This is a genomic window from Bacillus sp. FSL K6-1000 (assembly GCF_038630785.1).
In the GTDB taxonomy this organism is placed as follows: domain Bacteria; phylum Bacillota; class Bacilli; order Bacillales; family Bacillaceae; genus Bacillus; species Bacillus safensis.
This window is the reverse complement of sequence record NZ_CP152042.1, coordinates 716,973-728,847: the sequence shown is the minus strand read 5'-3', so window position 1 is coordinate 728,847 and position 11,875 is coordinate 716,973. Positions and strand designations below refer to the sequence as shown.

The window sequence follows — 11,875 nt, the reverse complement described above, 5'->3', positions numbered from 1 at the left end:
CTCTATTTTTGAAAGAATTCGCGGTACCATTCAATCGTCTTCTCTAAGCCTTCATCAATGGAGTAATCAGGCTTCCAATCAAGCAGCTTTCTCGCTTTCTCTGCTGACAAATATTGATGCTTAATTTCATGTGTTCCTTGGTTGAGAATACGAGGCTTCAGTTCACTTCCCATTGCCTTTAAAATCTTATCCACAAGCTCAAGCACTGTCAGCTGAATTTCGTTACTAAAGTTAAAGGCTTCTCCCGCCAGCCCTTTTTCCTCCATCTTCTCAGCTAGCAGTAAATAAGCCTTCACTGCATCTTCAATGTAGAAATAATCACGAATAAATGTCCCGTCACTTCTAATTTCCGGCGCCTTTCCTTCTAACACAAGCTGAATGGTTTGCGGAATGATTCTGTTGAAATTCAAATCTCCGCCTCCATATAAATTACCGCAGCGTGTAATACAAACTGGAAGACCATATGTGTTGTAGTACGTATGAGAAATGAGATCTGCACAGCTCTTCGAAACATCATACGGATGTTTCCCGTTTAACGGCATGTCTTCATCGTATGGCAGCTGCTCTTGATCACCGTAGGCTTTGTCACTTGATGCCACGATCACTCGTTTGATCAGCGGCTGTCTTCTGCATGCCTCCAGTACATTCCATGTCCCTAAAATATTCGCTTCAAATGTAGAAACAGGATGTCTATTTGCGACCCCAACAATGGCTTGGGCAGCCAAATGGAAGACGGTGTCAATTTCATATTCTCCTAACGCACGTTCAATCGTCTGCATATCCTCTAATGCGCCTTGCACCACATTCATTTTTTCAAATTGACTGCCTTGATATAAATTCGATCGAGGCACCTGATCACGCACAAGTCCAGTCACGTTTGCCCCTTGATCAATCAATTCCTTAACGAGATAGCTCCCTAACAGCCCTGTACATCCAGTTACAAATACGTTCTTTCCATTCCAAAATCCGCTCATGCTGTCACCAAACCTTCCATGGTTGTTTTCCATCTGTCCACATGTCGTTTATTTCCTTCAGGTTTTTATACGTATCAATTGCTGTCCAAAATCCGTGATGCTCATAAACGGCAAGCTCTCCATCATCCGCCAGTTTTTGAAGAGGCTCCGCTTCAAACACGCATTGATCATCATCTGTCAAATAATCAAATACCTTTGGAGACAACACAAAAAATCCTCCATTGATCATCCCGATACTGTCTGTCTTCTCAGAGAAGGATTGTGCCATCCCGTTATACACCTTCAGTGTCCCGTACTGGGACTTCTTTTCAATGCCTGTGACAGTCGCAGCTGCTCCAAGATCCTGATGACGTTTCAGCAAATGAAACATATTGATATTGGCCAGTCCATCACCATACGTCATCATAAAGGTCTCATCACCAATGTAATCCTGTGCCTGCTTTAAACGTCCGCCTGTCATCGTATCTTCACCTGTATCTAAAAAGGTGATTTTCCAGTTCTCCTTTTTCCCTAAAAGCTTCATTTCTCCTGTCGCCATATCGAGCTGCATGCTGTGATGCTGCCAGTCGTAGTTCAGAAAGTACTCTTTGATCTTCTCTCCTTTATATCCAAGCAATAGGATAAATTCGTCTACACCGTAATACTGATAGATTTTCATAATATGCCATAGAATAGGCCGATCTCCGATCATAGCAAGTGGTTTAGGAAGCGCTTGTGTGACCTCACTCATTCTCGTTCCCTTTCCTCCGCAGAGAATGACTGCTTTCATCTTCTCCCCTCATCTCTCTATGAAGATTTTTTGATTAAAAACCCTATCTTTATGCGGAAAATCAGTACATGTACCCCCATACTTTGTCCGACATCAGGTTTTGAATCTACTCTATTCATATGTCGAAATGAGAGAGTGTGCCACCTAGCATTTAACTATTTTTACAAATAAAAAAAGAGCGAGATTCATATTCTCGCTCTTCCAAAGTTTAAATTGTATATTTTCAGGGTAGATGGTATGATAAACATGTGCATAACCAGCACAAACAGCCTCTTTCTACAAAGAGACTACTAGATTGAATGAATTCAAGTGGCAGCTTGTTTCATTCTCAATATGAATCACGGAGGTGAATTCCCTTGACACAAAACGTTCTTTGTGAAGTGAACTCTTGCCGTTTTTGGGCTGAAAACAGCTGTACCGCTTCTACCATTAAAATCGGTAAAAACACGATGACTGAAGTGACTCGCAATGCTGAAACTGATTGCGAAACATTTGAAACAAAATAATATTTTTCTCTGAGATGAAGGAACTGGCAGGTTCCTTCTTTTCTTTTACCATTCTATCAAGAATGATAATTATTATCAAGTGTTTTTCAATAAACATTTCTCGGGAAATAATGACACGATATTTCTCCATTCGTTGACGATTTTCACTCCTTTTTCTATACTCAACATATCCGAAGAAGAAAAAGTGGTGACCAATCAATGGATTTTACGATACGTTTTCTATCATTCTTTGTCGTGGAAATCGAAGGCAAAGATGAACAAGCAAATAAACGATTTAAACATTATCAAACACTAGATCAAGAGGAATTTGAACAAAGTGAGCTGAAGGACTTTTTAGACGGTGAACTGAAAAAAATCGTCAAACGAAAAGTGGACCGACACCCTAAATCTGAACAAGTACCGACCAAAATTGGCCGATTTATTGTAGAGCCTGGTCATGAGCTTGATTCAAATCCAAACTACAACCTATTTCATCAAACGAGATTTGCAGATACAAAAGAATTGTTTAATGAATGCAGTGAACAGTTTGTTCGCACATATTTAGATACAAGTGCTGTCAGAGGCGGCGTTTTTTTAGTTGCTTCTGCTGTTCCTAAAAAGTATTTCGATGATTCCTTTGTCTTTATTATGAAATGCGATTTCGAACAAAAAGTGGCTTCTATCGCTGATACATCTACCTTGATTAGAAAAGTCGAAATGGCTATTACGACAAAAAACATGAAATCGATTCAATACCCGTTTATGCCAGAAGAGGGAATGACTGAAGAAGCTGAAGTGAAAATTCACCAATCTTCACACGCTCGTTATTTTGAAGACTTTTTGAAGTTCGTCGAATACGGTGAATCCATGCCTGAAATCATGAAATCACAGGTTATGAATATGGTACAGGAACAGGTTTTTGAAACATTACAGGATGAAAGTGAAGAATTAAAGCAGTTTGAAGAGGATCTTGAAATATGGGAAGCGAGTGAAAAGCGAGAAATTAGAGAAACACTCGATACAGAGCAGGTCACACAAGCGGCCTCCCATATTGTTGAACAAACCCCTGATATCACAATGAAAATGCGTCTAGGCGAAACGGAAATCAAAGGTCTTCTAGCAGACTTTGGCCACTCGATCCATATTGCAAAGCTCAACAATCGATATGTCGTGCTCGTTGAAGCAGATCAAATCGTCTTCGAAAAAGGAAGCACACCTGTTGAGTTTCATAAACCAAATGGGTTAAAAGAGGTGGTCAGCCAGCTAACGCAAAAAGCCTATGATTCAGATCTAGAATAAAAAGACACGACTGCCTCTTGCATTCAGCGCATGAGGCAGTTTCTTTGTATAACGCTTGATTTATTAAGCTGGATCAGAAGTAACATGCAGCTCCCTGCCTCTTGCCCACATGCTGACAAGCAATAAGCTTATGATGAGCATCAGCCAAAAGACGCTGCTTGATCCAAAAAACTGAATCATCGTATACCCGCACAAGGGTCCTAAAGCTGCTCCCATATCTTGAACAAAGGAATAGCTTGCGAGGAAGCGGTTTTTATCTGTTTGAGCAGACGCTTTTTGAAAAGCAAGCGTATCCGTTAATGTCGTTAAGATTGTTGAGAGCAGCTGGATCAAAAGCAGCATCACAAGAAACCAGCCGCTTACCTTCAGCATGACCGCCAGAAAACTGAGACCTCCAAATGAAAGAAACATCCAGCAAAGCGTTCGTTCCTTCATCACAAGCCCATCAAACCATCTGCCCGTTTTCGGTGCGACAAATGGTTCCCACCCCCATCTGAGCGCTTGAATGATGCCACTTAAAGCCGAAGCTCCGATGACAAAGCCGAACAGAGCAAATTCACCATCACCGATCCTTGCTTCAATGACATGACTGAGTGTTGATGCGAATAACCCTTGTATCACAAGTGCGATCAGCATACCTGTCATTAATACTTTTACAACATCTCGTACAAGCCACCGCTGTTTGATGACTTGATACACCTGCACCTCTTCTCCCTTTTCAATCTCATCCAAAGAGACATAAAAAATGACCCCTAGTAATGTGAGTAAACCAAAAACAAGTGTCATGGACTGGAAGCCGATCAGGCTGGCGAATATTCCGCCAAATAACATGCCGAATAAACTGCCAAGCCGGTAAAGCCCATTATAAATGCCCGTATAATGCCCTTGAGAGCTTTCCTCCATCTCAGCAATTAATCTCATTCCACTCATACGCAATAACGTCCATGCCAGCCCCCAAGCGCAGCGGCAAATCAGCAGCAGCCAAAAACCGCTCACACCATAAAGCACTGTGGTCACTGATGCAATCAAAATAGCGATCAATACACCGGTCTTCATTGGGACAAACCGATAGAGCCACCAAACGACAGGTGTTAGCGGGATGCGGACGAATCGGTTAATGGACAGCAGCAGCCCGACCTCCCAAATAGATGATAAACCAACCTCTTTCCAATAGATTGGAAGAACAATATAAAGCATTGAATCCCCAATCAGTGCAAATGCTGTGATAAGTGATATTGACACCACTTGCTTTTGACGATGATCCATTTTCCCTTCCCCCTTCGCTATCTTTACAATAAGGGATGCCTTATAATAAATCTAATGAATGTTTTTGATTAAACCATCAAAATAATTGATAGGTGGTGTTAAAGTTGAATTTACATGCCCTTCGGATTTTTGCAAAGGTCGCAGAGACAAAAAGCGTTACACAAACAGCAGACGTGCTATCTTTGACACAGCCAGCTGTGACGGCTCAGCTTAGAAGCATTGAAAGTGAGATCGGTTTCCGTCTTTTTAAACGAAATGGCAGAGGCATTACACTTACGGAAATGGGGAAAATTCTATACCCTTATGCCCGGCAAGTGTTCGAGGCTGAAAAAGAAGTAGAATATCAGATCACACTTTTACAAAACGGAAAAAAGGGGCGGCTCCGCATCGCTTCTACCTATGTACCACTCAACTTTTTACTGCCAGATTGGCTTGCTGCTTTTAAAACATCTTCACCACAGACAGAAATTGAATTAAAAAGTGGAAACTCCGCTCAAGTTTTAGAGAGCCTGCTTCAATATGAATCAGATGTAGCCATCGCTGTGATCGAGGATTTGCACCATGAGGAGATTCTCACTTCTCATTTAACGAATTTAAGCTATGATTTTATTGTGCCGGCAGACCATCCGTTAAACGGAAAAACGGTCCCGCTGGAGCGCCTGAGTCAGGAGCCTTTTTTGATGCGTGAAGAAGGCAGTTCCACAAGAGATAAGCTCTTTTCTCTTTTTACCTCGAAAGGAATTAAAAAACCGACCGTTGATTTACAATTCAGCGGTGTTCATGAAGCGATTCAAATGATCAAAGCTGGATATGGCATCACACTTGTTCCCCGTGATGCGGTTCACGGCAGTCTCAAGCGGCAAGAAATTGGGCGCGTGTACATTGAAGGCATTGAGATCGTCAGACCGGTTGTTGTGTGCAAACGGGCGAATGATCTTGAAGAAAATAGAACCGTGGATGCCTTCCTGCAAATGAAAGGTATCGGTCCATTCACTACGCCTGCTGCCAATTAAAAAAGTGCCTGCTCCAAAAACAGGCACTTTTTTTATTCGGCTGGCTGCACGATGTCAAACGGTACAGCCTTTGAGGCTTTCACTAATTGTTCTGGTGTGATGAGGATTTCATTTCCCCATTCTCCTGCTCCAACCCCTAATATCTCTTCCTCTAATAATGAAGCTTCAATGATCGTGCGGAATCCTTCTGGCTGCCAGCAAAACGGCGGAATCGAACCAATTCGATAGCCCGTCACTTCAAGAACCTTCTCCGGTGAAGCCATTTTAATATTACGGGAGCCGGCCGCTTTCTTTAGTTTCCCTGACTTAATATGCTGGTCAGCGCCAACCATCACAAGCAGCTGCTCCCCTTCTCCTGTTTCAAAGATCAATGTTTTGATCATTTGTCTTTCACGAAAACCAAGGGCTGCCGCTACATTTGCTGCTCCTTTTTCTGTTTCGGCAGAAAATGTTTTGATCTCATATGGGATGCCATGTTTGTCCAAAAAGTCATGTGCTGGTAATTTTCTCAAGTGATTGAACCCCTTTCCTTACAATGTCCTTCATTTAGCTTATCACAATCTTCTCATCCTTAAGATGTATTTTTCAATGGAAAGCCTCTGAACCCTTCATCACCATGCTATACTAAACATGTTTTTGAAAAGGAGCCGGTTTAATATGGGAAACAAGTTTTGGTGTTATACAAGCAGTAAAAGCCTTCTCATGTTGAGTGATATTTTATTTGTCATGACGATCACGTTTGTCATTTATCAAGATACACAATCTGTTGCCTATGCGGCTGTCTTTCCACTGATCAGAACGATATGCCAGCTATTGGCTGGGCTTTTCTCTCCTGTTTTAACTGATTACTTTCAAGCTGGCCGCCTATTGAAATGGGTCCCGCTTTTACGTCTTGGGATGCTCATCGTGTTTACAGCCCAATTTCATTTCTTTCAGCAGCATATGGTCTGGCTGTTTAGTGCACTCATTTTGATTTCCCTCACAGGCGGGTTGATCAGTCCTTTGTTACAGGCCATCATGCCGATGCTTGTGCCAGCAAATCAGCTTGTGAAAGCAAACAGTACAGCGTCCATATTTCATCAAATGGTTCAAATCGCCGGCTATTCGTTCACTGGAATGCTCGTCCTATGGATCGGGCCATTTTATTTAATGTGGATCACTTGTGTCATGATTGTGTTGTCTTACCTATTTTTCATCCCTGTCTTTCCTCTTCTCAAGCAAGAAGAGACGGTTCGAAAAGCAAATAAGACGAACAGCTTCAAAGATGGCTGGACGATCATTTGGACAAATAAAACGGTGCGCACCCTGACCTTTATGGATGTTTGTGAAAATATTGCGGGTGCTGTATGGATCGGGGCAATTACGCTTGCCTTTGTCACACAAGATTTAAAGCAAGGTGAGGAATGGTGGGGCTTTATCAATGCCGCTTATTATATCGGCACCATTCTAGGCGGTCTCTTAGCTGCATGGATGAGTCAATTTATTCAAAAACAGCTTCTTCTCTTTATGGCAGCTGGGTCATTCATTTATGCAGTGCTGACTATTGTCTATTCACTGAACAGCCTGCCATGGCTTGCTTTGCTGCTTTGTATTTTGATGGGGCCTGCTTATCAAATTCGTGATGTTTCGCAGCAAACCATTCTTCAAACGGAAACACCTGTCCAAGATTTATCAAAGGTGTACTCGGCTCATTACGTCCTTTCTTCTGTATCTGTCGGTTTATCTATTTTCTTTGTTGGATTGATTGCGGATGCATATGGGGCGAGGTCTGTGTATTTGCTAGGCGGTCTGTTTGTGCTCGTCTGTTCTGGTATTGCCATCCTTTCTTTTATGAAGCAGAAAAAAGAGAGCAGCTGATTCATGCAGCGGCTCTTTTACTTTTCTTTTAACATCGTGAACATGTCACGGGCCATTGCTTCTAAAATATACACAACTGGCGTCTGTGTGGTGATATTGGCTCTGTGTACCCGCTCATCTGTGACGTAGTAGGCAATATTTAAATCTGAAATGCGCGAAATCGTGCAGTGCTGGTTATTCGTAATACTAATGATTGTGCTGCCTTCCCTTTTTAACTTTGAAATATGATCGATCGTAATACTGTTCTCCCCTGATACAGACAGCACAATGGTGACACTATTGTCTAAATACTGCATATTCATCGGGAAAAACGGATCATTGATGTAAAATGAAAATTTCTCAAGACTTGAAAAGTACCTCGCCCCATACTGCGCCAAAATGCCAGAACTGCCAGTCCCGATAAACAGCACATTTTTTGCCTCAGCAATGAGTTTCGCTGCCTCCTTAATTTTCCCCTCAAAGTCTCCCTTTAATGTTCGTTCAATAAATTCATATAGAAAGTGCTGTGTGCTTTTTAAAGAAGGTGTCTGCTCTGATTCTAAATACATTTTGAGCTTCACTTTAAACTCTGAAAAGCCTTCACAATTTACTTTTCGGCAAAAACGAAGGACAGACGAGGTGGAAATATGTGCAGCATCTGCAAGGTCTCGAATTCTCATGTACACGACCTTTTCACTGTTTTCCATGATATATCGATATAAAGCGCTTTCTAGTTCATTAAAGCTGGAAATGACCTCACTTGAAAACATCTGACTTCCCCTTTCTCCAACAACATGTCACAATGTGTTTCTTTTATGTAACAAATCTCTAAATAGGGCACCCTTGCCTAAAGACGCTGAAGTCATTTACGCATGAGATGCTCTCACGATAAGCTATAGATGTACAAAATAAAAAAGACTTTTCTCTATTATAACATTGCGCGTTACATTATTCGGAGGTGCAGAGCATGGCAAAAGGATTAAAGGTTGTCACAATTGGCGGAGGATCAAGCTATACACCAGAGCTTGTCGAAGGATTCATTAAACGGTACGATGAATTTCCGATTAGCGAGCTTTGGCTCGTTGATATTGAAGCGGGCAAAGAAAAGCTTGAGATCGTCGGAAATCTTGCAAAACGCATGGTCAAAAAAGCAGGACTTCCAATCGAGGTTCATTTAACATTAGATCGTAGAAAAGCGCTTGTAGATGCTGATTTTGTTACAACACAATTCCGTGTCGGACTTCTTGAAGCACGTATGAAGGATGAACGCATTCCTTTAAAATATGATGTCATTGGTCAAGAAACAAATGGTCCAGGGGGTCTATTCAAAGGACTTCGCACCATTCCTGTCATTCTTGATATTGTCAAAGATATTGAAGAGCTTTGCCCGAATGCATGGCTTGTGAATTTCACAAATCCAGCTGGTATGGTCACTGAAGCCGTACTTCGTTATTCAAACCATCGAAAAGTCGTTGGCTTATGCAACGTGCCAATCGGCATTCGCATGGGAATCGCCAAAGGGCTTGATGTCGACGCAAGCAGAGTCGAAGTCAGCTTTGCTGGATTAAACCATATGGTCTTTGGACTCAATGTATTCTTAGACGGCAAAAGCATCATGGATCAAGTGATCGAAGACATGGCGGATCCAAACTCCAGCATGTCGATGAACAACATTCAAGCGATTCCGTGGGATGCTGATTTCTTAAAAGGGCTTGGCGTTATTCCTTGTCCATATCACCGCTACTACTACAAAACAAGTGATATGCTGGCTGAGGAAAAGAAAGCAGCAGCAAACGAAGGAACTCGTGCAGAAGTCGTTCGCGCATTAGAAAATGATCTGTTCGAGCTTTACAAAGACCCTGATCTAGACATCAAGCCGCCGCAGCTTGAAAAACGAGGCGGTGCCTACTACAGTGATGCAGCTTGTAACTTAATTGCATCCATTTATAACGACAAGCATGACATTCAGCCTGTCAACACGATTAACAATGGCGCCATCAGTGACATTCCAAATGATTCTGCCGTTGAACTCAACTGCGTTATCACAAAAGACGGTCCTAAACCAATCGCTGTTGGTGAAATGCCGGTCGCTGTCAAAGGACTCATTTCTCAAATTAAATCCTTTGAACGTGTAGCTGCTGAAGCAGCTGTGACAGGCGATTACAACACAGCCCTTGTCGCAATGACCATCAACCCGCTTGTCCCATCAGATGCTGTTGCAAAAAGCATCCTAGATGAAATGCTAGAAGCACACAAAGAATATTTGCCACAGTTTTTTAATAAAGTAGAAGCATAAAAAAGAAGCCGCACTTTTCGAAAGTGCGGTTTTTCTTATTTGGCTGTAAATAGCCGGTCCATTTGTGGGCGATCATAATCTAATAGCCAGTGCTGTAATCCTTCATAGACTGGTCTTAAACGCTCTGGCTCTGCCGCGATGAGATCACAGCCTCGATCATCATATAAGTGAAAAATCATTTTTTTCGAGACATTCATTAGGTAAATTTCATAACCAAGCTTCCCCTTCAAGATTTGATTCGGCGTATAGAAGTCCTCCTGGCAGATCGCATGGAGAAGCGGACGCAATCGAATGTCTTGCAGCTGGCATTTGAGTGTAAATCTCTCTAATGTCAGTGAATCTTCTATTTCTGGACGTACATAAGTCAAAAGCTCGTGACGCAACCGCTTCCTTACTTGCCGATGCACATATTTTTGATAAACCAGGAGCTTACGCTTCGTTAATTCATGTTCATGTTCTGTATACACATCCGTTACAAGCAGCATTTCGTCTTCTAGATCAAAAACATATTTTACAATCTCAAAAGCACGATCTCCCGCTTTTTCTAATACAATCGATTCTTTTCCTAATGACCAATCTGCCAATTCAAACCGAAGCCCAATAGGCCACTCATAAAAAAGAGGCGGCGTGAGGGAAAGATGAGGAAAATGACTTTTTAAAAAGCTATTTGTTTGATCGCTCATGTCATGTCCTTCCATTGATTTTATTTCTTATTTTACCGTTGAAACATACAGGAAAACAATTGGAAATTAACTGTCATTTCTTATATGATAGAAAGAGATGGAGGTGTGACCAATTGAAAAAATGGTTTTTACAGGTGTTCCTCACCGCATTGATCACTATGTGGATACAGACTGGACTTGATCAGGCGAACATCATTCATATCACCAATGTATGGGTCGATGCCAGCAGCTGGATCCTGATCTTCTTTGTCATCTACGCACTTTTTGAATGGACAGCTCACGTCTTAGCAAAACAGAAAACCGCTCATCGCTGAACATCTCTTTTCATAGAGATGTTTTTTCCTGAAACTTTTCTTGCACAAGTTCATGAATGACGCCCATTCCTGCCTGACTTCCAGCTGCTGCTGCGAGAACTAACTGAGCAGGACCGCCTAAATTATCACCACATGCAAAGACACCACTGACGGTTGTACGTCCAAGAATATCTGTTTCAATCCCTGCATTCTTCGTCATTTGACAGCCAAGCTTTTCAGCAAATGGGGCTGACTGCTTGAATTCACTTGCGACAAAACCGCCTTCCCTTTTTACTGTCTCCCCATTTGCAAGCTGGAGAGAGCGCAGCTCACCATTGTCATGATCAATCGATACAATAGGCACATCAATGACTTGAATAGAATGCTCCGTCAGAAGTGACTTGTCCTCTTCAGCCAAACCGTGCCCATTCGTAAACACGATCAAATCCTTTGTCCAATTGGATATAAGCTTAGCCATATGCAAGGCTCTCTGATTCTCCGCAATAAGGGCAAGCGCTTTATCCTTTAATTCCCATCCATCACAGAAAGGGCAGCTAAACAACGTTTTTCCATACACATCATGAATTCCTTCGATCTCTGGCAATATATCCTGAAGTCCAGTTGCCAAGATGATTTTTTTCGCTTCGAATATATCCCCTTCATGTGTCAGTAACGTAAAGAATTCCTCTCGCTTTTGTATATCATTAATTCTACTTCGTTTGATTTGGATATTAGGGTATTTTTGAAGATCTGCCTCTCCCGCTTGTCTGATTTCAAACGGTGTCATTCCATCGTTTGTAATAAATCCATGTGATTCCTGAGTCACTCGATTTCTTGGCAGCTCGTCATCAAATACAATGACCTGCTTTCTGCCCCTACCCACAACAAGTGCTGCATTTAATCCGGCTGGCCCGCCTCCGATAATGGCGCAATCTAATAACATATCAATCTCTCCTTTATA

13 protein-coding genes are annotated in these 11,875 nt (G+C 42.0%); 6 read left to right on the top strand and 7 right to left on the bottom strand.

What is annotated here, in order from left to right; translation table 11 throughout:
- Window positions 1-2: 2 nt before the first annotated feature.
- Both MHI46_RS03615 and rfbF read right to left on the bottom strand, forming a co-directional pair.
- On the bottom strand, window positions 3-974 hold the full coding sequence (locus tag MHI46_RS03615) for a GDP-mannose 4,6-dehydratase (RefSeq protein ID WP_025092661.1): 972 nt from the start codon (window positions 972-974) through the stop codon (window positions 3-5).
- Between the two features lie 4 nt (window positions 975-978).
- Window positions 979-1,743 carry a glucose-1-phosphate cytidylyltransferase gene (gene rfbF, locus MHI46_RS03610; RefSeq protein WP_024426660.1) on the bottom strand — a complete coding sequence of 255 codons (765 nt, stop codon included), beginning with the start codon at window positions 1,741-1,743 and terminating at the stop codon, window positions 979-981.
- 356 nt (window positions 1,744-2,099) lie between these two features.
- Between rfbF and MHI46_RS03605 the strand changes: the two genes are divergently transcribed.
- On the top strand, window positions 2,100-2,249 hold the full coding sequence (locus tag MHI46_RS03605; RefSeq protein ID WP_342503111.1) for a DUF1540 domain-containing protein: 150 nt from the start codon (window positions 2,100-2,102) through the stop codon (window positions 2,247-2,249).
- Between the two features lie 198 nt (window positions 2,250-2,447).
- Window positions 2,448-3,527, top strand: a complete 1,080-nt coding sequence (locus tag MHI46_RS03600) for a DUF3900 domain-containing protein (RefSeq protein ID WP_024426661.1) — start codon at window positions 2,448-2,450, stop codon at window positions 3,525-3,527.
- Between the two features lie 63 nt (window positions 3,528-3,590).
- Here the strand turns inward: MHI46_RS03600 and MHI46_RS03595 are convergent, their stop codons facing one another.
- Window positions 3,591-4,793 (bottom strand): MFS transporter, encoded by a 1,203-nt coding sequence (locus tag MHI46_RS03595; protein WP_342503110.1) that lies wholly within the window; start codon window positions 4,791-4,793, stop codon window positions 3,591-3,593.
- A gap of 104 nt (window positions 4,794-4,897) precedes the next feature.
- Between MHI46_RS03595 and MHI46_RS03590 the strand changes: the two genes are divergently transcribed.
- The gene (locus MHI46_RS03590; RefSeq protein ID WP_024424569.1) at window positions 4,898-5,806 is read left to right on the top strand and encodes a LysR family transcriptional regulator; all 909 of its coding nucleotides are present in this window, start codon (window positions 4,898-4,900) and stop codon (window positions 5,804-5,806) included.
- A 32-nt stretch (window positions 5,807-5,838) separates the two neighbouring features.
- Here MHI46_RS03590 and MHI46_RS03585 read toward each other — a convergent pair whose 3' ends face one another.
- A complete protein-coding gene (locus tag MHI46_RS03585; protein ID WP_039177033.1) occupies window positions 5,839-6,318 on the bottom strand; it encodes a YbaK/EbsC family protein in 480 nt (159 codons plus the stop codon).
- A gap of 145 nt (window positions 6,319-6,463) precedes the next feature.
- Here MHI46_RS03585 and MHI46_RS03580 point away from each other — a divergent pair, with 145 nt between their 5' ends.
- Complete coding sequence (locus MHI46_RS03580) at window positions 6,464-7,663, top strand: MFS transporter (protein WP_064497697.1); 1,200 nt, start codon at window positions 6,464-6,466, stop codon at window positions 7,661-7,663.
- Between the two features lie 17 nt (window positions 7,664-7,680).
- Here MHI46_RS03580 and MHI46_RS03575 read toward each other — a convergent pair whose 3' ends face one another.
- Window positions 7,681-8,412: a MurR/RpiR family transcriptional regulator gene (locus MHI46_RS03575; RefSeq protein ID WP_059376678.1), complete on the bottom strand. Its 732-nt coding sequence runs from the start codon at window positions 8,410-8,412 to the stop codon at window positions 7,681-7,683.
- A 197-nt stretch (window positions 8,413-8,609) separates the two neighbouring features.
- Here MHI46_RS03575 and MHI46_RS03570 point away from each other — a divergent pair, with 197 nt between their 5' ends.
- Window positions 8,610-9,938, top strand: a complete 1,329-nt coding sequence (locus MHI46_RS03570) for a 6-phospho-beta-glucosidase (RefSeq protein ID WP_039177025.1) — start codon at window positions 8,610-8,612, stop codon at window positions 9,936-9,938.
- Between the two features lie 35 nt (window positions 9,939-9,973).
- On the opposite strand, the gene MHI46_RS03565 is transcribed toward MHI46_RS03570, so the two are convergent.
- Entirely contained in the window at window positions 9,974-10,621 is a 648-nt protein-coding gene (locus MHI46_RS03565) for a DUF3885 domain-containing protein (RefSeq protein WP_144464323.1), read from the bottom strand.
- Between the two features lie 113 nt (window positions 10,622-10,734).
- Between MHI46_RS03565 and MHI46_RS03560 the strand changes: the two genes are divergently transcribed.
- Window positions 10,735-10,935: a hypothetical protein gene (locus tag MHI46_RS03560; RefSeq protein ID WP_064497696.1), complete on the top strand. Its 201-nt coding sequence runs from the start codon at window positions 10,735-10,737 to the stop codon at window positions 10,933-10,935.
- A gap of 10 nt (window positions 10,936-10,945) precedes the next feature.
- Here MHI46_RS03560 and MHI46_RS03555 read toward each other — a convergent pair whose 3' ends face one another.
- Complete coding sequence (locus MHI46_RS03555) at window positions 10,946-11,857, bottom strand: NAD(P)/FAD-dependent oxidoreductase (protein ID WP_228280391.1); 912 nt, start codon at window positions 11,855-11,857, stop codon at window positions 10,946-10,948.
- Window positions 11,858-11,875: the final 18 nt, after the last annotated feature.

Excerpts from the sequence above, each read along its gene's own strand:
- MHI46_RS03615 (WP_025092661.1), bottom strand. The coding sequence starts at position 974 with ATGAGCGGATTTTGGAATGGAAAGAACGTATTTGTAACTGGATGTACA.
- rfbF (WP_024426660.1), bottom strand. The coding sequence starts at position 1,743 with ATGAAAGCAGTCATTCTCTGCGGAGGAAAGGGAACGAGAATGAGTGAG.
- MHI46_RS03600 (WP_024426661.1), top strand. The coding sequence starts at position 2,448 with ATGGATTTTACGATACGTTTTCTATCATTCTTTGTCGTGGAAATCGAA.
- MHI46_RS03595 (WP_342503110.1), bottom strand. The coding sequence starts at position 4,793 with ATGGATCATCGTCAAAAGCAAGTGGTGTCAATATCACTTATCACAGCA.
- MHI46_RS03580 (WP_064497697.1), top strand. The coding sequence starts at position 6,464 with ATGGGAAACAAGTTTTGGTGTTATACAAGCAGTAAAAGCCTTCTCATG.
- MHI46_RS03575 (WP_059376678.1), bottom strand. The coding sequence starts at position 8,412 with ATGTTTTCAAGTGAGGTCATTTCCAGCTTTAATGAACTAGAAAGCGCT.
- MHI46_RS03570 (WP_039177025.1), top strand. The coding sequence starts at position 8,610 with ATGGCAAAAGGATTAAAGGTTGTCACAATTGGCGGAGGATCAAGCTAT.
- MHI46_RS03565 (WP_144464323.1), bottom strand. The coding sequence starts at position 10,621 with ATGAGCGATCAAACAAATAGCTTTTTAAAAAGTCATTTTCCTCATCTT.
- MHI46_RS03555 (WP_228280391.1), bottom strand. The coding sequence starts at position 11,857 with ATGTTATTAGATTGCGCCATTATCGGAGGCGGGCCAGCCGGATTAAAT.